Source organism: Peribacillus sp. NPDC006672 (assembly GCF_050274955.1).
Classification (GTDB): Bacteria; Bacillota; Bacilli; order Bacillales; family DSM-1321; genus Peribacillus.
The window spans coordinates 1-24,295 of sequence record NZ_JBNNOR010000021.1 but is presented as its reverse complement, the minus strand read 5'-3'; the positions used below and the strand labels follow the sequence as shown (position 1 = coordinate 24,295).

The window sequence follows — 24,295 nt, the reverse complement described above, 5'->3', positions numbered from 1 at the left end:
TTATCGTTTGAGGGTGAACTAGCTGTTTAAAGTGTGTAAGTGGAAAAAACAAAAGACCAGCCTGAAAGATATCAGGCTGGCACTTATCATTATTTATAGATTTTTACTTTAACCGTTTTTCTGCCCCAATTCATTGCTTTTGAATGAGAAGAGTAGAAGACGTCAATTTTATTCCCTTTGATTGCGCCGCCTTTATCTGCGGCAATGGCCTCCCCGTATCCTTCTACATGAACTTTAGTTCCTAGCGGAATGACCTTAGGGTCGACTGAGATTGCTTTTACGTTAGGGTTTTTCTTTAAGTTAAGACCTGATGCTGTAATACCGCTGCAACCTTTGCAGTTCGCTGTGTAAGCTGTCGCATTGACGGTGATCGTTTTATATTTCTTGGATGAAGTTGTTTTAGCTTTAGGTTTAGCAGAGGTCGAAGTTTTCTTAACCTTTAAAACTTGATTTGGATGGATGTTATCTTTTTTCAGGTTGTTCCAACCTTTGAGTTGATTGACTGTTATATTATGTTTATTGGCGATACCCCATAGTGTGTCGCCGCTTTTAACTTTGTATGTAGTAGTAGCAGCCGATGAAACTCCGGAAAAACTAAATACCAGCAAGAAAGCAGTGAATAGTGGAAGTAGTATTTTTTTCAAAATGAATAGTCTCCTTTGTTTTAAATCGTAGACTTAGAATAACAGGTATATATGACAATAATGTTTCGGTGGAATAGTAATTGTGTTACAAAAACGTTTCCGTTGATAAATAAATGTAATGTAAACTAGGTCTAAAGGACTTATTCATTAAATGGAAATATATATTTATTATGTCAGTATGAGCACTTTTTTTGTTTAATAGTGTTGACGCTGTGGAATATTTTGTTTAATTATATAAAATTTGGTTACCTGATACTTAGTTTTAAAGTCCCGTATATTTTGTAAAAAAACAACGCAATAAAAGACATTTACCTGCTGTATATTTTAGTGAGAGAGGATTTTCAGGAAATGAAAAAAATCCGACATCTAAGCGATGCCAGATTTTAACATCCAAATGGATTAAGTTAAAGAAAATTCAGAAGCAAAATCGACTAGCATTTTTTGATATACTGCTAGAGATTCAAGATTAACGTATTCCCTATCTCCATGCCAGTTCTCACCTTTAGGTCCGAATTCAATGGCCGGTATATCATATGCCGCAAAAAAGACGGTATCTGCAGAGCCATGTTGTCCAAAAATGACAGCATCTCGATTGGTGTTCTTTTCGATAATTGGACGAAGCAGTGTGATGAATGGGTCTGACTCTTCTGTTTTTACAGGTTTACTGTACATATTAAGGTGGAGATTCTTTCCTGTCACACTTTTGATTTGAGCAATGATCTCTTCCATTGTTTGCGTAGGAAGATAGCGGATATCAAGACTGAGCAAACAGGCATCCGGTACCTTATTATAGACATCCCCGCCTTTTATTTTTGCTAGGTTAAGTGAAGGTGAAGAGTAAAGGGGAGTATGATCCCGGGTGAAAGGAAGTTCCTTTATTTTTTGATAGAGATCATAGGCCTTTTCGATTGCATTCACGCCTTCCCATGGTCGGCTTCCGTGTGCGGATTTGCCGGATACTTCAATATCGAGTTGAAGTGCACCCTTTGCCTGGAGTCCGATTCCTAATTGTGTCGGTTCAGCACAGATTACGAAGTCCCCTCTGTAACCATGTTTCGCTAAATATCCAGAACAGTTCAGCCCGCCAATTTCTTCATCTGATACAATCTGAAGCTGGATTTTCAAACCTAAGCCCTTATCTTTCAGTTCGGTAAATGCACACATCATCCCTGCAACCCCAGCTTTCATATCGGCTGCCCCGCGTCCATATAAATTTCCTTCATGAACCTCAGGGAAAAATTGATCCGGCGTCCCGCTGACAACATCGACATGACCATTCCAAATTACGGTTTTATCCCCGCTGCCAATCTCGCTAACAAGCATTTTATAACCGTTATTAACGATCACATTTACGGTGATTCCTTGTTTTTTAAGCCAGTTCGCACAGTATTCAACTGCTTCGTTAGCTCCTTCTTTCGATGAACTGTCAATAGATACTAAATCTTTAAGTAACTCGATTAGCAATAAGAAAACCTCCTAAAAATATGCATACTATTATTATATATACCCTTTCTTAGTAAGGGTTAACTCAAAAATATTTTCCTGTTAAATAACGTTTAGCCTGTTCTTCCCCTGGGGTATGAAAAGGGAGAGCGACAATTTACATTCTTTAAGGAGGATGATAGATATGGATAAACGTATAATTGGTGTATATGAAACTGAAGAGGAAGCCATTAAGGCTATTGAGTCATTGCAGGCACAAGGATATAACCGTGGAGATATTTCAGTAGTAGCGAAAGATAAAGAAGAATTAAAGACAGTGAATGAAGAAACGGGTACAAAGGTTGAAGAGGGGCTCGCAGCCGGTGCGGCGACCGGAGGTATTTTGGGCGGCGCTGCCGGATTATTGGCAGGTGTGGGTGCATTGGCGATTCCGGGAATAGGACCGGTACTTGCAGCTGGCCCGCTTGCTGCCACATTAGCCGGAGCGGCTGTAGGAGCCGGTACTGGCGGATTGGCCGGTACATTAATCGGTATGGGCATACCTGAAGAAGAGGCGAATCGTTATGAAGCGGATGTTAAGAGTGGCAAGCTGCTTGTGTTAGTCGATTCGGATGCGAGTAAACCCAATTCTTCCTACTCAGGAATTACAGAGACCGATGAAACGCTAACGAACAGTAGGAGACCTCTATAAATTGTAAGTTGAAAAGGGACGGAGCCTTTTGGGCCCGTCCTTTTTTTTTGATTAGAATGTAAATTTCTGTATTTCCTTGTGCATTTCCTGGGATAGGGCATCCAATTCACTAGCCAGGGCATTTAACTGTTCCATGGAAGCATTCGTTTGTTCTACGGAAGCAGATACTTCTTCAGTTCCTGCCGCAGTTTCCTCGCTGATCGAGTTTAATTGTTCTGCATTACCCGCCATCCGTGTGACCTCGGATACCATTTCGTTCATCATCTTTTTTATTTCGTCAAAATTGCTGAATGTATTAGCGATAATTGACGCAATGTGACTGAAGGCATTTTCAGTATCCGTTACAGAAGTATCTTGATGATGGATTTTTTGATTGACTTGGTCAATCAAATCAACTGTATTGGTTGTATCGGTTTGCATGGCTTGAATGATTTCCGAGATTTCCTTCAGTGAGTTTTCCGTCTGCTCGGCCAATTTTTTCACTTCATCGGCAACAACTGCAAACCCTTTTCCATGTTCACCTGCCCTGGCTGCTTCGATGGCAGCATTCAGAGCGAGTAAATTAGTTTGTCCAGCAATTCCGCTTATGGTCTTTACAATCACATTGATATCATTTGACCGTGCATCCAAAGATTTGACTGCCGTACTCATCTTACTGGATATCAGGGAAGTTTCATTGAATTGCTGTTTTAGGTCTTGCACTTGAGTGATTCCGTTTTCGGAAGCCTTGAACATATTTTCGGATTCCGTGGCCATCTTGCTAGCTTGCGCTTCAAGATTATTGATTTTGTCAGCCAAAAGTTTTACAGCCCTTTCGTTATTCTGCCCTACTTCAATTTGGTTGATGGCACCGGACGCTATTTGTTCCATCGTCATGGCCACCTCGTTAGCCGCCGCTGAATTCTCATCTGCACTAGACACTAGTGTCATGGATGAATCGGATACTTTATCGGAAAGGTTGTTGACAACCCCTAACATATGGCTCATATTCCTGGTCATTATGTTGGTGTCTTCCGCAAGTTGCCCTATCTCATCCTTCCTGGAAATGGAAGTCGTGGATGTGAAATCGCCGTCAGCCATTTTCCGAATGGATTCTTGCAGCATTTTAATGGGATTCGTTAAAGAACGGGTTATGAAGATGGCAGATAGTGCAGTGACAGTAAAGACAATCAACATTGTGATGATATTACCGATTATCATCGGGCTTGCATGGACTATCACTTCATTTTTATCCATTACTCCAGCTATTCGCCATCCAGTGGTTGGATTGGTGGCGTATCCGATGATCCGGCTTTGCCCTTCATATTCCTCGATCATTGAACCGGATTCACTTTTCATTTTTCTGAAGATATTTTCCTTTGATATATCCTGTTGAATTTTTTTCTTGTCTGGATGTGTAACGAATACCCCTTTCTTATCCAGCAAAACCGTATAACCAGTTTTTCCGAATTTAGTTTGATTAACCATCGTGATCAATGTATTTATCGAGATGTCGACGCCGATCACGCCTATTAATTCATCACCATCATATTTGGCTTTTGCTGCCGTGATGACAAGTGTATTCGTCGCCTGATCTGTATAAGGTTCCGTCCAAATGGTCTTGTTTTTTTGTTTCAATGCGGATTGATACCAATCCCTTTGTCTTGGATCGAAGTCAGCTGGTAATTCAGCTTTTGGGAATATTAATATTTTTCCGTCTTTCTCTGTGCCAATATATAAACTATTTATTTCAGAGTTGCTGGACTGTGTGTTGGAAAACTCATTCATTATGGATTCTGGGTACTTATCAAAATTACTCATGATGGGGTACTTACCGATCCTATCCAATTGATTCTCCGTTTTTTGAAAGAAGATTTCGAAAGAATCGTTCATTGATTTTACTTGCTCTTCCGTCGTTCCGGTAAATACCTGGGTCGTCATATCGATACTATTTTTATAACTCATGTAGGAGATGGCCATTCCGCTTATCATGATCAAAGCTAAAAAGGGAATCAATATTTGTTTTTTCAGCGAATTAAAATACCAGTCTTTCAGACTTTTCATATGGACAATCCTCCTTATATACCTCTAATTAATTTTGGCTTCTATAGATATTTCGGTCTGTTTTCACTTTTTTGAAGATTGAAGTTAGAAAATTGCCAATATTAATTTTGTGAATCGCCAACATATATATAAGGGATGGGATGCGGTTGGCATGGAGGGGAATATAGATGATAAAAAAGAGCTGACTATAGTCAACTCTTCCAATCATTGAATCTTACTCGACTTGGATATTTTTTGTCCTGCCCGTATACCATGTGTAAAATTCGTCAGCACATTCAACGGATACATCTTGGAGCTTTGTATGGTGCACAGGCTTGGAGCGGTTGATTGTTTCGATTGAGGCAAGCCCGAAAAGCTTTTGCAACTTCGTACGTTCCACCTCAATTTGAATGACCTTGCTTCTTTTGGTAATGAATAGTGATGTTTCCAAACTCCCGGACTTAAACTGAATAAACTCATCATTTAACAAGTAACGGCTATTTTTGTAATTCAGAATTCTCAATGTATAAATGTAGGCAAGTAAAATCAGCGATATATACCATAGGGAGGGCTTGAAATAATAGATTGCCACTGTTGTGAGAATCCAGAAAAAGCTGGGCCGCAGCATTCGGATTTTGAAGGCCTGCTTTGATAGCGACTCCATTGACCGTTCCACTTTGTAAGCGGGTAAAATCTCTTCTACCATTCCATATGCCCGTTCAATCGATAAAAAAGGATAGAGAGTATTCGTTTCAAGCTCTTCATCACCCGTACTTCCTGCGCTGATTAGTTTCACTTCTGCCAAACCTAGCAATCTTTTAATGATTGATTGGGTGATTTCGACAGCTTGTACTTTTTCTTTCTGAATGGAAAAAGCAGATTCATCCAGTACACCTTTCTTGATATATATACGATCGTGATCGGATGAAATTTCATACTTTCCATATTTAACGAATGTGGAAATGATTCCGAAGGCAACGGCTATACATATGAGGCCGACTAGAACGATTGTTATGATCCACCACGTATCCAATAACTTGGCAAAGAACCCTTCGGCATTCTCCAAATTGATAAAATCATCGAGTGTATTATATAACGTAGCCAGAATTGGGATAAGAGCCAAAAAGCTGAGTGATGTAAAGGAAGCTTTCAGAACCTCCTGTTTAGTTGGCGTGAAATGGATTGTTTTTTTATTGATTGGTTCCATATCCTCCGCTGTTCGTTCTTCGGAGCTATCCAATTCGATAACCTGAAGTTCCTGTTTTGAAGAATATTCCACCTCAAGCCGTTCAGCCTCTTTTCGGGAAATAACCTCAAAAGGTACGGTACCCTGATCACCAGTCATCCCTGTTTCGAATGTTAAAGAGGTTAAGCGGAAAATCTTATGGAATAACGTCGTACGTTGTTGAACATTCTGTACCTTATGAAGCGGGACCGTTCGATAAGATTTTGAAATAAGCCCTGAGGTAATATATATGGTTCCATCTTTGATTTGATATTTATACGTATACCATTTAAGGATGATAGAAAGGACATTCCAAATCAGATAAACTAAAAAAGCGATTTGGAGTACCTTCATATACATCTTTTCAGAACCGAAGTTCAGGACATAAAGCAAGATTATGAAAAACACATTCCCTTTCAGCAATTTCCATAATTCGAAGGGGATTTTGAAAGGGTGTAATCGTTTTGCATGTTCTTCCATCGTTAATCCACTTCCTTAATTTTAGCGAAATGGGCAATTTTATCTCGTAATTCATACGCCTCTTTCTCGGGGATGGCAGGTATGCCATGAGAGTCCCCCATTGTTCCGATACTTAGTGAATAAAGGTTATATTTTCGCAAAAACGGGCCTTGGTTCAATTTGACGGACTGAACCTTCGTCATCGGAATGAGTTCATGCGTTTCACTCCAAGCTCCGTGTTTTGTTTGAATGAATTCTTCGTTCACGTCGTAACGCCAATACTTTTGTAACAAGATTGGTTCAATGAAAATGGACCAGATTGCATGGAAAAAAGATAATGTGATAAGTCCGTATAAAATCCATCCAATCCATTCTTTCCAAGCGAAATAATCATCAACATATAATAGGATGCCAAAGACTGCGAGGATAATAAAATTGGTAATGGCTTCGGTCATCCGCCAAACCTTCACGGATTCTTTGGAGATTTTCTTCGTTGGTGGCTGTATCTTTGAATACATATATTCACTCCTAACTATTTCTTTATACTTATACGGATTATCATTCAAAAAAGTTCCCTGTAATCGTACATGTAAATGAATCATGAAGTCAGGATGGCCAATTGGATTCCATTGAATGGCGTTCGAATAATCCTGCCTTTATTTGAGTATGTATAAATAGGGACCATCAAGTGGATATTTTCTTTTTTAAATGACCGTAAAATGGACAAGATAGAAGTGGTGAGTTTTTAGAGTGGGAGTGATAGGTTTGACATATAAAAGGAAGTTGAGTTTTATATTCTTCCTGTTTTTGATTTGTTTTTTTAATGGAGAATCGATGCAGGCTGCGAATGATGATGGAAACCTAGGACAGGAAATTCAACAAATTCTGGATGGTTCACCAGGGTTGGCAGGGGCGTTAACGGGAATTTCCATCCGATCAGCGGAATCGGGGGAAATGATTTATGAACGAGGGTCGCAAACGAGATTGCGGCCTGCTTCGAACCTTAAGCTTTTAACTGCAGCAGCTGCGCTGGAAACATTAGGGGAAGATCATGTTTTTCAAACTGAACTATACATAAAAGGGGTGCAGGTTGGCCATGTTCTGCAGGGGAATGTTTATCTTAAGGGAAAAGGAGATCCTACATTATTGGAAAAGGATTTTGATGAACTGGCATCATCACTGAAGCAAAAGCAAGTTAAGCTCGTTCATGGAGATCTTATAGGGGATGATTCTTGGTATGATGATATCCGTTATTCCCGAGACTTGGTCTGGAGCGATGAACAGGAATATTACGGAGCAGCTGTTTCAGCTTTAACCGCTTCCCCGAATGATGACTACGATACCGGTACCATCATCGTGGAGATAACCCCCGGGGGAAAGGCTGGTAAAATGGCGAAAGTGAAGCTGAAGCCGGAAACGGATTACGTGAAGATCATCAACAAAACGAAAACAGTAGCGGCAGACGGCAAAAAGAAAATTGAAGTCGAAAGGTCTCATGGCACAGATGTCATTACGGTGACCGGGACCATTCCGGAGCATGCCGGGGTGACCGAAGAATGGATCTCAGTTAAAGATCCCACAAAATATGCCCTGAGCCTATTTGAAAAGTCAATGAAGAAATATGGAATTAAAGTGTTGGGAAAAAGGAAGAAAGGGAAAACGCCTGTAGGAGCGGACTTGATCTCCACTCATCAGTCCATGCCACTTTCACAACTGCTTATTCCTTTCATGAAATTGAGCAATAACGGCCATGCTGAGGTTTTGGTGAAAGAAATGGGAAAAGAAGCAGAAGGGGAGGGAAGCTGGAAAGATGGTTTGAAGGTCGCTCGAAATCAAATGAAGGGTATGGGTCTCAATATGCAAACGATCAAGATGCGTGATGGATCTGGCATATCCCAAGTCAATATGATTCCAGCGAATGAAATAACGAAACTGCTATATGCCGTACAGGAAAAAACGTGGTTTCCTGCTTACTTGAAGGCTTTGCCGATTGCAGGAGATGAAGAGCGGATGGTAGGCGGTACACTAAGAAAGAGAATGAAAGGGACAAATGCAGCTGGGAACGTTCGTGCGAAAACAGGGACCATTTCAGGAACGAGCTCTCTATCAGGTTATGTGACGACCAAAAGAGGGGAAAGAGTCATATTTTCGATCATCGTGAATAATTTTGTGGAAGAAAAAGGCATTACGGCAATCCAGGATAAGATAGCCGTGATGCTTGCAGAACAGGAAAAGCTATTGGTGAGTGGCCTTTAGTATCCATTTTGAAAGGTAAGTTTGAAGTTCAGAAAAATCTGCGATGAACAGATCTGCATCAGCCAATTCATTTTCTTCGGCAAATCCAAATTGGCAGCCAACAGCCGATAAGCCATTTTTCTTTGCTGCCTCGATGTCGGATTTTCGATCCCCAATCACAATGGCGCTTTCAATTCGATAGTCTTTCAACAACATTTGCACCAAGTCGGTCTTTGAGCCTTTCGAGGACCTTTCCACGCTATATATGTCCGTAACAAATTCATGCAGCCCAAAATAAGAACAGATTTCTTCCAGGTACTTTACTAGACCGTTGCTAGCAATAAAAATGGAAATTCCAAGCTGTTTGATCATTGACAAGGTCTCCATGACGAGAGGGAAAAGCTGACCATTTCCTTGTTTGATTTCTTGAATCAAGCAATCTAAAAAAAGTTGGTCAGCCTGTCGGCGAATATGATCGGGATGCTTTGGTAATAGTGTTTCCCAAACGACTGTCAGGGGGACGCCCATAATCTTTTGATACGTGGCAAGCGGGGTATTCCCTGTCCAGCTCCCTTCAGACCGAAGTATCTCAAACGTTCTTTCAAGTGAAGAACCTAATATCTTGTTTGTTTGAAACAAGGTGCCGTCCATATCGAAAATGGCGGCAAATTGGATTTTATTCATTACTAGCACCTTCTTCTTAGTTTTTTTCATTTTATCCCCTCTAGGAAGGAATATAAGGGAGGACGAATAGAAATAAGTAGTATAGGAGGAATGCTTATGAACTTTCCAACACTTAATGGACAGTATACGTTTAAAAATCTTATTGCTGAAATTCACAAAATCTTCCAAAAAAGATCTCCATATATAATGGCCATTGATGGCCGGGGCGGGTCTGGAAAAAGTACACTCGCTTCCCGTATCCAAGCGGAGTGTCCAGGTACCGCAGTCGTTCATATGGACGATTTTTATTTGCCATCATCGAAAAGGATCCAGCTGCCCCCAGCCCAAAAACAAATTGGAGCGGATTGTGATTGGGAACGGGTTTTTAACCAAGTCCTAAAACCACTTACTGTGGGGAAAGATGCAAGGTATCAAAGGTATGATTGGGAAACGGACACTATGGCCGAATGGCATATCGTTCATGCTGAAGGCCTTGTCATTATTGAAGGGACGTATTCTATCCGTAAAGAATTGGCAGGGTCCCATGATTTCATGATATGGGTGGAATGTCCCCGCGATCAGCGTTTGAAACGTGGCCTCGAGCGGGATGGTGAAAATGCGCGTCAAATGTGGGAGGATAATTGGATGGTTCATGAAGATTTATATGTTGACGCGCAAAGGCCGCAAGAAAGAGCGAATCTTGTTGTGGACGGAACGAGCTGAATCCAGGGATACCTGGAAAGTCACTTTTAATTGTAAGGGTTTACCTGTAAAATTCATATTGAATTTTTAGATAAATTTCTGGGGAGCCGGAAGCATAGGGGGAAATTATGTTTACTAATGAAGAACAAGCTGCCGTATATAAAGCCATTTATAACCGAAGGGATATCAGGAGTTTTTTGCCTAAGCCCATTTCAAAGGATATACTCCGCAGAATTTTGGATGCTGCACATCATGCGCCGTCTGTAGGATTCATGCAACCTTGGAGTTTTATTGTAATTTCATCTCAGGAAACCAAGAACAGTTTGGCATGGGCAGCGGATAAAGAAAGAAGGGCACTAGCTATTCATTATGAAGGAGGTAAAGAAAATAAGTTTCTTAGTTTGAAAGTGGAAGGGTTAAAAGAAGCACCTTACACCATTTGTGTAACATGTGACCCGACACGTGGCGGCTCCCATGTTTTGGGGAGGAACTCCATCCCGGAAACGGATATCCTATCCACGGCCTGTGCAATTCAAAATATGTGGCTGGCTGCCTGTGCGGAAGGATTAGCAATGGGATGGGTAAGCTTTTATAAGAAAAATGATATTCGTGACATTTTGGAGATTCCACCGCATGTAGAACCCATTGCACTCATGTCGATTGGCTATACGGATCAATATCCGGATAAACCCATTCTTGAACTTGCCAATTGGGAAAAAAGAAGGCCGATGGATGAACTTATTTTCGAGGATAAATGGGGTAAAAGATAAAACTTTTTTAATAATGAAGGACATGGATTCTGAATTCTCTTCGAGTGAACCGGGGAGGACTTGGGAAAATCAGTTACACGGGTATTGGGAATTAACAAAGTTATAAAGCCCCTGGTTCAGGGGTTTTTGTTGTAAGGAAATGGTTTTCTGATAAAAAACCAGAAGGCACTCATTATGGGCGATTAAAAAGAATTAATCCTGGTGGGAAGGCAACGGACCTGCACCAGAAGTCATCACGAATGTGGTCGTAAATGAAAGAAACAGTAAAAATATAGAAGACTCTTTCGAATGGTATATATTTTGTAAGAGTCTTTTTAAATGTACGTATTCAATAATTTCCGTTGATCCTGGTAAGGGGGGGCTTTGTGAACACAATAAACTAAAAATAAAAACTGGCTGTACGTTTAACATGGTCAGCTTTTTGATTTTAAAACCTGCGCCTTTTGAAAGATCCCGGTATACCGAGGTCTTCACGGTATTTTGCAATAGTACGACGGGAAATTTTCATCCCTTCATTTTCGAATATTTGACAAAGTTTCTGATCTGAAAAAGGCTTTATCTTATCTTCATCGGCAATCAAGACCTTTATTTTTTCTTTGATGGTCGTCGTTGATTCCGTTTTTTGACTGTTTACGCGGTTTAATCCTCTAGTAAAGAAGTTCCTTAATTTAAAGAGGCCATGCGGAGTCTGGATATATTTATTGCTCGTCGCCCTGCTGATTGTTGATTCATGAAGCTGGAGTTTTTCCGAAATGTCTTTCAGTGTCATAGGTTTTAATCCAGCAATACCCTTCATGAAAAACTCTTGCTGCTCCTCCACGATTGTTGCTGTCACTTTATAAAGTGTCATTTGCCTTTGTAAGAGTCCTTTTAAAAGTAATTGGGCATCATTTATGTGACCTTTGACATAATCTTTAGCAGGATTACCCGGATATATAGCGATGTGGTTCTTATAGTAAGGATTGATGGAAAGTTTGGGTGTGTAGCTGTCGTTGACTGTAATCAGATATCCTTCTTCTTCTTTTTCCACGTAAACATCCGGAACGACGTAATGAGTCATATCATTGGAAAAGTGACTGACGGGGCGAGGGTTTAAAGTACGGATGAAATCAGAGGCCTCTTGTACTTCCTGAATGGTCACTTTGTATATGCCCGCTATTTTCCTGTAGCGTTTTTCTGCTAAATCCGGTAAGTGCTTTTTAACGATCGTATATGCCAATTCATTGTAATCCTCATGCTCCCGCAGCTGAATGAGTAAACAATCAGTCAGATCTTTAGCCCCGACTCCAATGGGGTCAAGGGATTGCAATACTTGAATCATATCTTCTATTTCTTCCGCGGACACGGAAAAATGCGAGGCAGTCCAATTTGCATCCAATTCAAGGAATCCATATTCATTTAAGTTCCCTATCAAAAATTGGAGAATCTTCCTTTCGATAGCTTTGAATGCCCTCAGCATACTTATTTGTTCCAGTAAATGGGTTTCTAGTGTTTCTGTATTGACGGAATAATTATTGATAGGGTTGTAATCTGTGTCTCCGTTGAAACTTTTACTTTTAGAGGAGGATCCTCTTAAATGAGAACTTATTTTATGTGTACGAAAGCTAGATTCAGAAAGTGCGAGGGGTTCTTTAAATGCTTCGCTTATTTCGAGAACAGGATTTTCGTTAGCTTGTCGATACAGGAAATCTATTAGTTCAAAGGTCGAATATTGAAGGATATTGATCGATTGCTGTAATTCAGGAGTTAATGACAATTTCATGGTTTGTTTTTGGTACAGTTCAAAACCTACCTGCATATATACCAACTGCTTTCGTTTAGATTAACCTAGTGGCACAAAATGAATGAAATATTATTAATGTGATAATAATACAAATCTTCCGAAAATTCAATGTTTTATGTCAGGTTATTTTACATCTATAAGAAATTAAAGGTCGAAATCGACAATATGCCTGTAATTTAGCACGTATGTAATGTAGGGGGTGTTAGTGATTTGAATACGAATCGAATGATTTGTATATGAATCAATACATGCTCATGATGATTTGATTGTGAATCGTTATACCTTAAATACCTTTAATATAAGGCTCATATAATTTGGCATGCATCTTGCTATATCTAAATATATAAATAAAAAAATAAACTAGCTTGAAAAAATCCACTACAAGAGAAGGGTGTTTTTTACATGATCAAAGAAACGACGGGTATTCAGGAATTAATCGATTTGGATAAAAAGCATTTTATTCATCCGACTACGGCAATCGAACAACAGCAGGCAGATGGTCCAAGTTTCATCTTTAAGGAAGGGAAGGGAATATATCTTACGGATGTCACGGGCAGGACCGTCATTGATGGCATGGCTTCACTTTGGAATGTGAATATTGGACATGGACAAGAAGAGTTGGCAGAAGTCGCGAAGGAACAAATGGCGAAGTTAGCTTTCACTTCAAGTTTCGCCACTTTCAGCAATGAGCCGGCAATCCGTTTAGCGGCCAAAATCGCTTCCATCGCGCCTGGGGATTTGAATGCAGTTTTCTTCACTTCAGGTGGATCGGAGTCGAATGATACAGCCATCAAGCTTGCTCGTCATTACTGGCTTTTGAAAGGGCAGCCTAATCGTCAAAAAATCATTTCCCGCTCGAAATCCTATCATGGAGTGGCGATGGGAGCTACAAGTGCGACTGGCCTGAAGCCGTTCCGGGACTTCACGAATTCAATCGCACCGGATTTTTACCATGTGGATGGTTCCTCCATTGAGGAGTTGCGTAAGGTCATAGAACAGGAAGGACCAGAAACGATTGCGGCATTTATAGCTGAACCGATTCAAGGGGCCGGTGGCGTGAATCTTCCTCCTGAAGGCTATTTTAAGGAAGTAAGGGAGATTTGTGATGAATACGGCATTTTAATGGTGACGGATGAAGTCATTACAGGTTTCGGAAGAACAGGGACTTATTTTGGGATTGAACACTTTGGTGTTGTACCTGATATGATGTGCTTTGCGAAAGGTGTGACGAGCGGATATGCACAGTTAGGCGGGGTCGTCCTGAATGATAAGATGCATCAGGATTTTATTGCCCTTTCAAAAGGAACGCTTTTACACGGCTACACATACAGCGGCCATCCTATGGCTTGCGCGGTTGCTTTGAAAAATATTGAAATAATTGAACGCGAAAACCTGATAGAAAATTCGAAACAGCGTGGTGAAGAGTTGCTAGCTGGCTTCAAGAAGCTTCAAAGCAAACATCAGATTGTTGGTGATGTCAGGGCACTTGGACTAATTGGCGGCATCTCCATCGTAAAGGATAAACAAACAGGGGAAGGCTTTGAGAAACAGCTTGCTCCAAGACTAGTTGCTGAAGCTGCGAAGAATGGTTTGATTTGTCGGTCTGTTACGTTTGATCAAGATACACTCGTATTCGCACCTCCTTTAATCATTACAAAATCAGAAGTCGAAAGAATAATTGAAATCCTTGATGAGACATTTACTGCTATCGAAAAAGAAATCTTATAAGAGGTGAAAAGGATGGTCATGACGGAAACGCTGAAAAAGAAATTATTCATTAATGGTAAATGGCAAGAAGCTGAAAAGTTCACGACACTAAAGTCTCCCTATAGCGGGGAAGTTCTAGCGGAGATTCCTTCAGCAAGCCTTGAAGATGTAGATTTGGCAATAGAATCAGCCTATCAAGCTAGAAAAACAATGGCAGCTTTACCTAGTCATAAACGTGCTGCCATACTTGAAAAGCTCGCGAGTCTTTTAGAAAGCCGCAAAGATGAGGCAGCTGAAATTATTGCTAAAGAGGCAGCGAAACCGATTAAAACGGCAATGGTTGAAGTATCTAGGACGATTGCCACATATAAATTTGCAGCAGAGGAAGCCAAAAGGATTCATGGAGAAACATTGACGATGGATGCTACAGCTGACGGAGAAGGAAGAATAGGATACACCGTCCGTGAGCCTCTAGGCGTTGTGGGTGCGATTACGCCATTTAATTTTCCGATGAACCTGGTTGCCCATAAAGTAGGCCCGGCCATTGCTGCCGGAAATACACTTGTCCTGAAACCTGCGAGCCAGACACCGCTATCTTCGCTATTTCTTGCTGAACTATTAGCCGAAACGGATTTGCCGGCAGGTGCGTTTAATTTAGTTACCGGAAGCGGTTCGGTGATTGGTGATAAATTAGTAACTGATTCAAGGGTGAAGAGCATTTCATTTACTGGAAGTCCGGCTGTCGGAATCGGGATCCGTAATAAGGCAGGGTTAAAGAAAGTGAGTCTTGAACTGGGTTCGAATGCAGCAGTCATCGTTGATAAAGGGATAAATATCGACAAAATCATCCAGCGCTGTGTATCGGCAGCATTCGCTTTTCAAGGGCAGGTCTGTATTTCCTTACAGCGTGCATATGTTCATGAAGAGGTATATGATGAGTTCGTCAAAAAATTCACAGAAGCAACGAATGGCTTGAAACTTGGGGATTCTTTGGACCCGTCGGTGGATATTTCGGCATTAATCAGCGCTGGTGATGTACAGCGAAGCCTGGATTGGATCGATGAGGCTAAACAACACGGTGCGATCGTTGCAGCAGGAGGGAAATCTGAAGGGAATATCCTGCACCCCACTGTGTTGCTGGAAGTGGATGCAGTGCTTAAGGTATCTTGTCAGGAAGTCTTCGCTCCCATTGTTTTGATCAATAAGGTTTCTTCTGTTGAGGAAGCGATTGACTTGGTCAACGATTCCGAATTCGGATTGCAGGCCGGGATTTACACAGAAAATATCAATCTTGCTCTTTCTGCCGCAGAAAAATTGGAAGTCGGCGGTGTTATCATTAATGATATCCCAACTTACCGTGTCGACAACATGCCATATGGCGGAGTCAAAAAAAGCGGGATGGGCCGCGAAGGGTTAAAGTATGCCATTGAAGAGATGACGGAAATGAAATTGGTCATTTTTAATCGAAATTAATCAGAAAAGGGATGAGCAGTTGCTCATCTCTTTTTTGAACTGAAGGGTTTATTTTTCTATAAATCTTGAAAGAGATTGAGATGAAAGATAGCCCATGTGCTATGCAAAAATGAATAGGTAATTCACGATTGAATTTAAATGTTTGACGGGAAAGGGGAAGAAAACGTGATTTCCCTAATATTTCAAACTGGCATGAATCTTGCTCATATTATATATAGGTAGATAACTTAAAACCGAGGAGGAATTTACATGCAGGAAACTTTACAAAATAACACGAAAAAAGAAGGAACGGGAGCACTGGACTTAAAGATGTTCATCAATGGGGAATGGGTGAATTCGACTTCAGGTGAAAAGAGGGATGTATTAAATCCGGCCACGGGAGAAGTTATTGCTACAGCTGCGGAAGGTACACAGGAAGATGTGGATGCAGCGGTCGAGGCAGCAAAATATGCTTTTTATGAAGGTGGATGGTGGGGTACTCCGGCAGTGGAGCGAGCTCGCATATTGTTCAAAATTGCCGACAAAATAGAAGAAAAAGCTGAAGAACTTGCTGCGTTGGAAACATTGGATAATGGGAAACCATTGCGTGAGGCTCGTTATGACATAGATGATTCAGCCGCCTGTTTTAGATATTATGCAGGGTTGGCTACAAAACCGACAGGTCAGACTTACGAAGTTCCTGATGGTCAGCAAGCGATGGTTGTAAGGGAACCGATCGGTGTATGCGGGCAGATCGTTCCTTGGAATTTCCCTTTAATGATGTCAGCCTGGAAACTGGCCCCGGCACTTGCTGCAGGGAATTCAGTTGTGTTCAAACCATCAGAGGTTACACCAGTGACAGCGGTCAAACTATTTGAAATCATGGAAGAGGCCGGATTGCCAAAAGGTGTCGCAAACCTTGTGTTAGGAGCAGGGCCAGTTGTCGGCCAGGCCATTGCCGAACATGAGGAAATCGATAAAGTAGCCTTTACGGGTGGAACGGAAACAGGACGTAAGATCATGGAGGCTTCACTAGGTAACCTGAAGAAGGTGACATTGGAGCTCGGAGGAAAATCGCCTAATATCGTATTTGCGGACTCTGACTTTGAGACTGCAGTGGATTATGCTCTATATGGGGTTTTCTGTAATCAAGGACAAGTTTGTTCAGCGGGCTCTCGGTTACTTTTGGAGGAGTCCATTTACGATCAGTTCATTGCAAGTCTTACCGCGAAGGCAAAACAGATCAAAGTAGGTTCAGGATCTGATGAAAAGAGCCAAATGGGCCCTGTAGTTTCAGAGGCACATATGAACAAGATCTTATCGTATATCCAAATTGGAAAGGAAGAAGGAGCCAAGTTAATCGTCGGGGGGAATCGAATTAAAGGAAAAGGTTTGGAAAAGGGGTATTTTGTCGAACCTACCATTTTTGTTGATACGACACCGGATATGCGTATTGTACAGGAAGAAATTTTTGGCCCAGTGCTTGTCGTTCAAAAGTTCAAGGATGAAGCTGAAGCTCTTCGACTTGCCAATGATACGAAATATGGTTTAGCGGGAGCGGTGTTCACGAATGATATCGCAAAAGCATACCGTGTCATTAAAAAAGTGCGTGCCGGCATCACGTGGATAAACTCATATCATCCGACCTATAATGAAGCTCCTTGGGGAGGATTCAAGCAAAGCGGGAATGGACGTGAACTCGGCACTTTCGGTTACGAGGCTTATACGGAAGTGAAGCAAATCAATAATAACTTGGATATTCAACCAACAGGTTGGTTTGATGAAGAGTAAATAACTGGACAAAAAAGGCTGTTCCTTATGGAACAGCCTTTTTTGTGGAACCGCAGATAAAAAGCCAGAACCGCAGATAAAAAGCCAGAACCGCAGATAAAAAGCCAGAACCGCAGATAAAAAGCCAGAACCGCAGATAAAAAGCCAGAACCGCAGATATCATCCGAAAACCGCAGATAAAATACCAGATTCGTAGATATAATCCAAAAAGTCGCAGATATATTCAAAGAGTGCTAGACATTGATTTACTTTTGTTGGACTTTTTCAAGATCCACCCGTCCTGAAAAGAAAACGGCGCCATTACCCATATCTGAAAGGCGATCTGGGGTAAGGGAATTGATGTGTTGTTTGGTCTCAGGTGTATTCTGCCATAAGCCTTGGCTGACTAGTACGCCGGGTAACACATTTTCACCGGGAGCAGCGGTAAGCAAGCATTCACCGCGTCCGTTCCAGATTTTAACCATATCTCCGGAAGCTATCCCTAATGTTTTGGCATCAGCGGCATTCATGTGCAGCTTCGGTTCCTTCTCCAAGGAGATATGTTTGGCATTATTTGAAAAGGTTGAATTCAAGAAGTTGTGATTAGGTGCCGGTATGAATAAAAATGGCAGGTCGCTGTCTTTTATGATTGGCGTATATGTTGGCAGAGGCTGGTATCCATCCAGTTTCATCCGAACGGAATAAAGTTCGATTTTACCGCTTGGTGTCGGTAGTTTGCCTGGAAAAATCCTGCGCATCTTTGCTTTGACAAATTGATTCCTTGATAGGGAGTCATAGGTGATGCCTTCTAAATGCGGGTTATCGGGAAAATTCAGCGCCTGCCGTATCATTTCTTCCTCTGAATCTCTAAAAGCTTGTTCCTCAAAGCCCATTCCAACAGCCAAAAGTTTGAACAATTCAACATTCGATTTCGACTCGCCATATTTATTGACTACAGGTTTTTGTATTTGGACGTAATTATGCCAGTATGAATTATAAAAATCCTCCGTTTCATAAGAAGATGTGGCAGGGAGGACAAGGTCAGCATACATGGCCGTTTCGGTTAAGAATAGGTCATGGACCACTGTGAATAGATTTTCCCGCATTAAACCTTGCTTCACTTTATTTGCATTCGGAGCGACAAGTGCTGGATTGGAACCGTATACAAACATGGATCGAATCGGGTTTTCCTTTTCCAAAAGAGCTTGACCGATTTGGTTCATATTAATGGTCCGGGTAGCTTTATTATTTAATAAATCAGGACGTCTTAAGGCATTTGTATTAAAAGCAAGATATCCTGAATTCCCTTTGATGGCTCCGCCGCCTTCCACCATCCATTGGCCGGTAAGCGCAGGCAGGCAAGCAATGGTACGTACTGCCATGCCGCCATTGTCATGGTGCTGCAGGCCATTGCCTATTCGAACGAATGATGGAGTGATGGTGCCATACATCTTGGCTAATTCATATAAGTCATCAATTGGAACGCCAGTGATCGCGGAGACGGTCGCAGGGTCATATTGGCGGACGTGTTCGCGCAATTCAGCAGCACCCACTGTGTATTCATCAAGAAAAGGCTGATCGACTAGATTCTCTTCATATAGAATATGCATTAAACCGAGGGCGAGGGCAGTGTCTGTACCAGGAAGGATCGGTATGAACCAATCTGCCCACTTACCGGTTTGGTTTTTATGTACGTCAATGACAACTACTTTGGCCCCGTTTTTTCGGGCTTGCTGGGCAAGCGTAACTTGGTGCATATTTGTGCTCACCGCGTTAATGCCCCACAAGATGAAAAGCTTTGATTGAATCGTTTCTTCAGGGTCGGTGCCGAAAGAACCACCCATTGTATAGCTGTATCCGACTGACCCGGCCGCGTTACAGATGGAGCGCTCAAGCATGCTTGCACCAAGTTTGTGAAAAAAACGCCGATCCATACCTTCTGCGCTGAGGTTGCCCATGTTCCCATAAAAGCTGTAGGGAAGTATGCTTTCCGGGCCATGCATTTCGATCAGGTCTTTCCACTTTGAAGTGATTGTGTCAAGGGCCTCTTTCCAGCTGATTGGAGTGAAATTCCCTTCTCCTTTCGGACCGATGCGCTTTAATGGCTGCTTTAAGCGATTGGGGTCATATAGACGAGCAGTCATGTTTCGGACTTTGTTGCAAATACTCCCTTTGGTGACTGGGTGATTAGGATCTCCTAGGACTTTAATGATTTTCCCGTCTTTTTTGTGCAGCAGTAAACCGCATTGATCAGGACAGTCAAGAGAGCAAACAGAGGGAAAGACTCCATCTGGCTGATCGATATAGGATTGCATGGGCGTATTCCTCCTAATAATCTAATCTCATAAAATGAATCGAAAACTCATTTATATCTTAATTATATTGAAAGTGAAATCGTTGAAAGGTGCAAGAACTTCTTAACATATGTTTTTTTTTCTGATAAGCTTACAAGATGAAAATTTAACCTATATTTATCAGAAAACCAATAAGTAATAGGAGGATTCATTTTTGGATTATGGAATTATAATATCAATTGGAATATACATGGCAGGTATGCTGTTAATTGGTTATTTAGCCTATCGGAAAACGGCCAACTTAACAGATTATATGCTTGGTGGACGGAACTTGGGCCCAGCTGTAACTGCACTGAGCGCAGGCGCATCCGACATGAGCGGCTGGCTATTGATGGGTCTTCCGGGTGCAATGTACATAAGCGGTTTAAGTGCTGGCTGGATTGTCATCGGCCTGTGTGCAGGATCTTATTTAAACTGGTTATTCGTGGCGCCTCGACTTCGGACATATACGGAAGTGGCCGACAATTCGATTACGATTCCCGACTTTCTAGGAAATCGCTTTAAAGATGGATCCCGGATTTTAAAAGTGGTATCAGCATCGGTCATTTTAATTTTCTTCACCTTTTACACATCTTCAGGTATGGTAGCGGGCGGGGAGCTTTTCCGCTCGGTTTTCAATTTGGATTACCGGTGGGGCATCTGGCTGACGGCGAGCGTCGTTATTCTTTACACATTGTTTGGCGGATTTCTGGCTGTTAGCTGGACGGACTTCGTACAAGGTACAATTATGTTTATTGCCTTAATTCTAGTACCAGTTGTCACGATTGTAAATATTGGTGGCTGGGATCCTACCTTTAATGAAATAAAATCGGTTAACCCGAATTTATTGCATGCTTTTGAAGGAACATCAACCATCGGCATCATATCTCTTCTGGCGTGGGGACTTGGTTATTTTGGGCAGCCTCATATAATCGTTCGATTCATGGCGGTTTCATCTGTTAAAGATTTGAAAAGTGCACGAAGAATCGGTATGGGCTGGATGATTTTTGCTATCGTAGGAGCCATGTTCACCGGTTTGGTGGCGATTGCATATTTTAACCTGACAAGCAGTCCTTTAGGGGAAAGAAATGCAGAGTCTGTCTTCATCATTTTAGCTAAAGAACTGTTTCCTTCTATAATTACAGGTTTCTTGTTGGCGGCAATTTTAGCAGCGGTCATGAGTACTATTGCGTCTCAGCTGTTAGTTTCGGCAAGTGCTCTGACGGATGATTTCTATAAGCAGTTCATTCGGCCGAATGCATCGGATAAGGAATTAGTGCTGGTGGGACGGTTCGGCGTTTTGGCAATTGCCGCCATAGCCCTTGTTTTAGCTTTTAATCCCAGTGGTACGATTCTTAAATTGGTGGGTTACGCATGGGCTGGTTTTGGAGCGGCTTTCGGTCCGGTCATTTTGTTTAGCCTGTACTGGAAGCGAATGACGAAATGGGGAGCACTGGCGGGAATGATTGTCGGTACCGCAACCGTGATCGTCTGGGAAATGATCGATAAGTTCTCTGAAGTATACGAAATCATTCCCGGTTTCATTGCTGGTACAATAGCGGTGGTTGTCTTCAGCTTATTATCGGCCAAACCTTCAAAAGATATAGAAAAGGAATTCAATCAGGCCATCAAAAACCTCTCTTGATCTTTTGAAACAGTCCAGTTAAAATGGTGCTGTATTTTTTAGAGATATGAAACAATGAATGCAATATATATGATACAATATCCAAAGAGTCCTTATGTTGAAAACATGAGGGCTTTTTTTGAGTGTTTTGGGAATAATAAACCAAAAAACAATACAAAGGATAAAACATGAACCAATCTCATAAAATTGCATGTAAAGTGGCTATTATATATATAATCATTGGGGTCTTATGGATTATCGTGACGGATTACATCTCTATGACACAGGCAAAGGAAGATGTTCAGATATATGCAATGTTTCAACATTCCAAAGGGTGGATGTTCATTCTCATAACCGGGCTTTTCTTATACTTCATAATCAGGTATTGGACAGGGAAAATGTTGAGGTCCCAACAGGAATTTAATCTGAAGGATGAACAGTATCAGTCGTTGTTCAACCATAACCCGGATTGTGTCCTTGAACTGAATCTCGAAGGTAATGTCGTTTCGATTAACCCAGAAGCTGAAAAGCTGCTAGGTCATCACAGCGACAATTTGAAAGGCAAGAATGCGAAGCATCTCATCAACTGGAATGAACGGGAAAAGGTATCTGTTTTCTTTATACAGTCCCTTCAAGGTGAAGCTGTAAAATTCGAAACGACCATTCAGAATAAGAGTGATGAAGAGCGGATAATCCGTGTAACCTTTTTACCGATCATCGTTCAAGCGGAGTTGCTTGGAGTATATGCAATCGTTAGGGATATTACTGAATCGCGGCGCGAAGAGGAATTGATGATCATGTCTGAAAAGCTATCCGTAATCGGGCATCTGGCTGCCGCCGTGGCACATGAGATAAGGAATCCGCTGACATCGTTAAAAGGATTCGTACAGTTAATGGACATGACGAAGGAAGTTAATCCGCTGCATTCTGATATCATGTTAAAGGAAATTGATCGAATAAATATAATATCAAGTGAACTGTTGGTTCTCGGAAAAAAACAGGATGTCGCTTTCCAAAGGATTGATCTTGCCGACAGTTTACAACAGGTATTCACGTTAATGAAAGCAGAGACGAATTTGAATAATATCGAGATGGGGTTCAGGGTTAAAACCGCCGAACCGATTTATATTATGGCTGATAAAATCGAACTTAAACAGTTGATAATCAATATTGTCAAGAACAGCATTGAAGCGATTGAGGGTAATGGGGAAATTGATTTGTCGCTGCAAATCATCGATGATCAAGCTGTAGTCAGCGTGAGTGATAATGGTATAGGAATGGTACCCGAGCGCCTCGAACGGATTGGTGAACCTTTTTATTCGACAAAGGAAAAGGGCACAGGGATCGGGCTTGCGATTTGCCGGAAAATCGTTCATCGCCTTGATGGGGAAATGCATTTTGAAAGTGAGATAAACAAAGGGACGACGGTTACTATTCGTATTCCGTTGGCTACTGGACAAGAATAAATGGTACTATGAAAGATAGGAAAAGTTTTATATTAAAAGGAGAACGATATGAGCGAATTACCTGCATTAGTGAACGATAGAAAACCATATATACAAGAGGTCTGGAAAAAATCCGGGTTCGGACAACTTACCCCGATTCAAACGAAAGCGATTCCCGTGATTGTTGAGGGGAAAGACATCATGGCTGAATCACCGACTGGAACCGGAAAAACTTTAGCTTATTTACTGCCATTGCTAGAAAAGATAGATCCTGAAAAAAAATCGCCCCAAGCTTTGATTTTGGCATCATCCCGTGAACTGGTCATGCAAATAAATGAAGAAATTCGCATTTGGTCAGAGGGAAGCGGCATAACTGGTGCAGCATTCATCGGCGGTGCTAATGTAAAAAGGCAGTTGGACAAACTGAAGAAGCATCCACAGGTCATTGCTGGAACACCAGGACGGATTTACGAATTGATTGCCCAAAAAAAATTGAAGATGCATGAAGTTAAGACGATTGTACTTGATGAAGGTGACCAATTGATCACTCCAGAGCATATGGGAACGATCAATAATATTATCAAAACAACGTTAAAAGACCGGCAAATCATGGTATTTTCGGCAACACTGCCAGAGGAAACTGAAAAAGCGGCCAGAGGATTCATGAATGAACCAGAAATGATCAAGGTCGATAAGCATGAAAAAATGGAATCGAAAGTGGACCATCTTTACTTTGTTGTAGAGAGACGGGAAAAATCCAAGATTCTTGAGAAAATCACAAGACTTAAAGATGTGAAGGCCCTTGCCTTCCTCAACGATATAGCAGAGCTGAGCGTCTTACATGAAAAGCTGAGTTATAAAGGTGTTGAAATGGGTGTGCTTCACGGGGAATCCAATAAAGTCGACCGGGAGAAGGCGCTGCGCAAGCTTCGTTCCGGAAAATCCCCGATGTTGATTGCAACGGATGTAGCGGCAAGGGGGCTAGATATAAAAGGCCTCACTGCAGTCGTTCATATTGATATGGCTGATAACATCGATCAATATATCCATAGATCAGGGAGAACAGGGCGTGCAGGTGCAGATGGCACTGTTATTTCAATTGTAACGGAAAGAGAAGAGCGAGAGTTGAAAAAAATGGCTCGTGAACTGGAGATTCCATTAACGAGAGTAACTTTCTATGGTGGAAACATCGTAGTCGATGAATGAGTTGGGAAAAAGGGATGGCCGTTGCGGGAGGCTGCTGAAAAACTCACGTTTTTCTAACTAGTACGGTAAATCAAATTAAAAAAAGACGATTCTCATTCGATACTTGAATGGAAATCGTCTT

General features: G+C 41.6%; 18 protein-coding genes. 10 read left to right on the top strand and 8 right to left on the bottom strand.

The window, feature by feature from the left end; genetic code table 11:
• Positions 1–89 precede the first annotated feature (89 nt).
• Both ACQKKK_RS23085 and ACQKKK_RS23080 read right to left on the bottom strand, forming a co-directional pair.
• Positions 90–644 (bottom strand): 3D domain-containing protein, encoded by a 555-nt coding sequence (locus ACQKKK_RS23085; RefSeq protein ID WP_427619392.1) that lies wholly within the window; start codon positions 642–644, stop codon positions 90–92.
• Positions 645–1,043: 399 nt separating this feature from the next.
• Positions 1,044–2,108 carry a M20 family metallopeptidase gene (locus ACQKKK_RS23080; protein ID WP_427619390.1) on the bottom strand — a complete coding sequence of 355 codons (1,065 nt, stop codon included), beginning with the start codon at positions 2,106–2,108 and terminating at the stop codon, positions 1,044–1,046.
• 163 nt (positions 2,109–2,271) lie between these two features.
• Here ACQKKK_RS23080 and ACQKKK_RS23075 point away from each other — a divergent pair, with 163 nt between their 5' ends.
• A complete protein-coding gene (locus ACQKKK_RS23075) occupies positions 2,272–2,778 on the top strand; it encodes a general stress protein (RefSeq protein ID WP_427619388.1) in 507 nt (168 codons plus the stop codon).
• Between the two features lie 51 nt (positions 2,779–2,829).
• Here ACQKKK_RS23075 and ACQKKK_RS23070 read toward each other — a convergent pair whose 3' ends face one another.
• The 3 genes from ACQKKK_RS23070 to ACQKKK_RS23060 form a co-directional block, all read right to left on the bottom strand.
• On the bottom strand, positions 2,830–4,821 hold the full coding sequence (locus ACQKKK_RS23070; RefSeq protein WP_427619387.1) for a methyl-accepting chemotaxis protein: 1,992 nt from the start codon (positions 4,819–4,821) through the stop codon (positions 2,830–2,832).
• Positions 4,822–5,035: 214 nt separating this feature from the next.
• Complete coding sequence (locus ACQKKK_RS23065) at positions 5,036–6,505, bottom strand: PH domain-containing protein (protein ID WP_427619385.1); 1,470 nt, start codon at positions 6,503–6,505, stop codon at positions 5,036–5,038.
• 2 nt (positions 6,506–6,507) lie between these two features.
• On the bottom strand, positions 6,508–7,002 hold the full coding sequence (locus ACQKKK_RS23060) for a PH domain-containing protein (RefSeq protein WP_427619383.1): 495 nt from the start codon (positions 7,000–7,002) through the stop codon (positions 6,508–6,510).
• A gap of 247 nt (positions 7,003–7,249) precedes the next feature.
• On the opposite strand from ACQKKK_RS23060, the gene dacB reads away from it, so the two are divergent.
• On the top strand, positions 7,250–8,740 hold the full coding sequence (dacB, locus tag ACQKKK_RS23055) for a D-alanyl-D-alanine carboxypeptidase/D-alanyl-D-alanine endopeptidase (RefSeq protein WP_427619382.1): 1,491 nt from the start codon (positions 7,250–7,252) through the stop codon (positions 8,738–8,740).
• Here dacB and ACQKKK_RS23050 read toward each other — a convergent pair.
• Positions 8,720–9,433 carry an HAD hydrolase-like protein gene (locus tag ACQKKK_RS23050; protein ID WP_427619380.1) on the bottom strand — a complete coding sequence of 238 codons (714 nt, stop codon included), beginning with the start codon at positions 9,431–9,433 and terminating at the stop codon, positions 8,720–8,722. The two genes, dacB and ACQKKK_RS23050, sit on opposite strands and share 21 nt — an antisense overlap.
• Positions 9,434–9,499: 66 nt before the next feature.
• Here ACQKKK_RS23050 and ACQKKK_RS23045 point away from each other — a divergent pair, with 66 nt between their 5' ends.
• Both ACQKKK_RS23045 and bluB read left to right on the top strand, forming a co-directional pair.
• The gene (locus ACQKKK_RS23045; RefSeq protein ID WP_427619378.1) at positions 9,500–10,105 is read left to right on the top strand and encodes a uridine kinase family protein; all 606 of its coding nucleotides are present in this window, start codon (positions 9,500–9,502) and stop codon (positions 10,103–10,105) included.
• 107 nt (positions 10,106–10,212) lie between these two features.
• Positions 10,213–10,854, top strand: coding sequence for a 5,6-dimethylbenzimidazole synthase (gene bluB / locus ACQKKK_RS23040; protein ID WP_427619376.1), 642 nt, complete (start codon positions 10,213–10,215; stop codon positions 10,852–10,854).
• A gap of 427 nt (positions 10,855–11,281) precedes the next feature.
• Here the strand turns inward: bluB and rpoN are convergent, their stop codons facing one another.
• On the bottom strand, positions 11,282–12,652 hold the full coding sequence (rpoN, locus tag ACQKKK_RS23035) for an RNA polymerase factor sigma-54 (RefSeq protein WP_427619374.1): 1,371 nt from the start codon (positions 12,650–12,652) through the stop codon (positions 11,282–11,284).
• A 387-nt stretch (positions 12,653–13,039) separates the two neighbouring features.
• Here rpoN and ACQKKK_RS23030 point away from each other — a divergent pair, with 387 nt between their 5' ends.
• From ACQKKK_RS23030 to ACQKKK_RS23020, 3 genes are all read left to right on the top strand, one after another.
• On the top strand, positions 13,040–14,365 hold the full coding sequence (locus tag ACQKKK_RS23030; protein ID WP_427619373.1) for an aspartate aminotransferase family protein: 1,326 nt from the start codon (positions 13,040–13,042) through the stop codon (positions 14,363–14,365).
• A gap of 18 nt (positions 14,366–14,383) precedes the next feature.
• Positions 14,384–15,817 carry an aldehyde dehydrogenase family protein gene (locus tag ACQKKK_RS23025; protein ID WP_427619438.1) on the top strand — a complete coding sequence of 478 codons (1,434 nt, stop codon included), beginning with the start codon at positions 14,384–14,386 and terminating at the stop codon, positions 15,815–15,817.
• 249 nt (positions 15,818–16,066) lie between these two features.
• On the top strand, positions 16,067–17,587 hold the full coding sequence (locus tag ACQKKK_RS23020) for an aldehyde dehydrogenase family protein (RefSeq protein WP_427619371.1): 1,521 nt from the start codon (positions 16,067–16,069) through the stop codon (positions 17,585–17,587).
• Between the two features lie 245 nt (positions 17,588–17,832).
• Here the strand turns inward: ACQKKK_RS23020 and ACQKKK_RS23015 are convergent, their stop codons facing one another.
• Positions 17,833–19,881 (bottom strand): molybdopterin oxidoreductase family protein, encoded by a 2,049-nt coding sequence (locus tag ACQKKK_RS23015; RefSeq protein ID WP_427619369.1) that lies wholly within the window; start codon positions 19,879–19,881, stop codon positions 17,833–17,835.
• Positions 19,882–20,074: 193 nt separating this feature from the next.
• Here ACQKKK_RS23015 and putP point away from each other — a divergent pair, with 193 nt between their 5' ends.
• The 3 genes from putP (at position 20,075) to ACQKKK_RS23000 (ending at position 24,174) form a co-directional block, all read left to right on the top strand.
• Entirely contained in the window at positions 20,075–21,544 is a 1,470-nt protein-coding gene (putP, locus tag ACQKKK_RS23010) for a sodium/proline symporter PutP (protein WP_427619368.1), read from the top strand.
• 167 nt (positions 21,545–21,711) lie between these two features.
• Entirely contained in the window at positions 21,712–22,989 is a 1,278-nt protein-coding gene (locus tag ACQKKK_RS23005; protein WP_427619366.1) for an ATP-binding protein, read from the top strand.
• A 48-nt stretch (positions 22,990–23,037) separates the two neighbouring features.
• Positions 23,038–24,174 (top strand): DEAD/DEAH box helicase, encoded by a 1,137-nt coding sequence (locus tag ACQKKK_RS23000; protein ID WP_427619364.1) that lies wholly within the window; start codon positions 23,038–23,040, stop codon positions 24,172–24,174.
• Positions 24,175–24,295 lie beyond the last annotated feature (121 nt).

What these genes read in the sequence shown, in the direction of transcription:
- ACQKKK_RS23020 (WP_427619371.1), top strand. Translation starts at nt 16,067, where the DNA reads ATGCAGGAAACTTTACAAAATAACACGAAAAAAGAAGGAACGGGAGCA.
- ACQKKK_RS23015 (WP_427619369.1), bottom strand. Translation starts at nt 19,881, where the DNA reads ATGCAATCCTATATCGATCAGCCAGATGGAGTCTTTCCCTCTGTTTGC.
- ACQKKK_RS23065 (WP_427619385.1), bottom strand. Translation starts at nt 6,505, where the DNA reads ATGGAAGAACATGCAAAACGATTACACCCTTTCAAAATCCCCTTCGAA.
- ACQKKK_RS23045 (WP_427619378.1), top strand. Translation starts at nt 9,500, where the DNA reads ATGAACTTTCCAACACTTAATGGACAGTATACGTTTAAAAATCTTATT.
- ACQKKK_RS23025 (WP_427619438.1), top strand. Translation starts at nt 14,384, where the DNA reads ATGACGGAAACGCTGAAAAAGAAATTATTCATTAATGGTAAATGGCAA.
- ACQKKK_RS23000 (WP_427619364.1), top strand. Translation starts at nt 23,038, where the DNA reads ATGAGCGAATTACCTGCATTAGTGAACGATAGAAAACCATATATACAA.
- bluB (WP_427619376.1), top strand. Translation starts at nt 10,213, where the DNA reads ATGTTTACTAATGAAGAACAAGCTGCCGTATATAAAGCCATTTATAAC.
- ACQKKK_RS23005 (WP_427619366.1), top strand. Translation starts at nt 21,712, where the DNA reads ATGAACCAATCTCATAAAATTGCATGTAAAGTGGCTATTATATATATA.
- ACQKKK_RS23075 (WP_427619388.1), top strand. Translation starts at nt 2,272, where the DNA reads ATGGATAAACGTATAATTGGTGTATATGAAACTGAAGAGGAAGCCATT.
- ACQKKK_RS23070 (WP_427619387.1), bottom strand. Translation starts at nt 4,821, where the DNA reads ATGAAAAGTCTGAAAGACTGGTATTTTAATTCGCTGAAAAAACAAATA.
- ACQKKK_RS23060 (WP_427619383.1), bottom strand. Translation starts at nt 7,002, where the DNA reads ATGTATTCAAAGATACAGCCACCAACGAAGAAAATCTCCAAAGAATCC.
- ACQKKK_RS23050 (WP_427619380.1), bottom strand. Translation starts at nt 9,433, where the DNA reads ATGAAAAAAACTAAGAAGAAGGTGCTAGTAATGAATAAAATCCAATTT.
- ACQKKK_RS23030 (WP_427619373.1), top strand. Translation starts at nt 13,040, where the DNA reads ATGATCAAAGAAACGACGGGTATTCAGGAATTAATCGATTTGGATAAA.
- rpoN (WP_427619374.1), bottom strand. Translation starts at nt 12,652, where the DNA reads ATGCAGGTAGGTTTTGAACTGTACCAAAAACAAACCATGAAATTGTCA.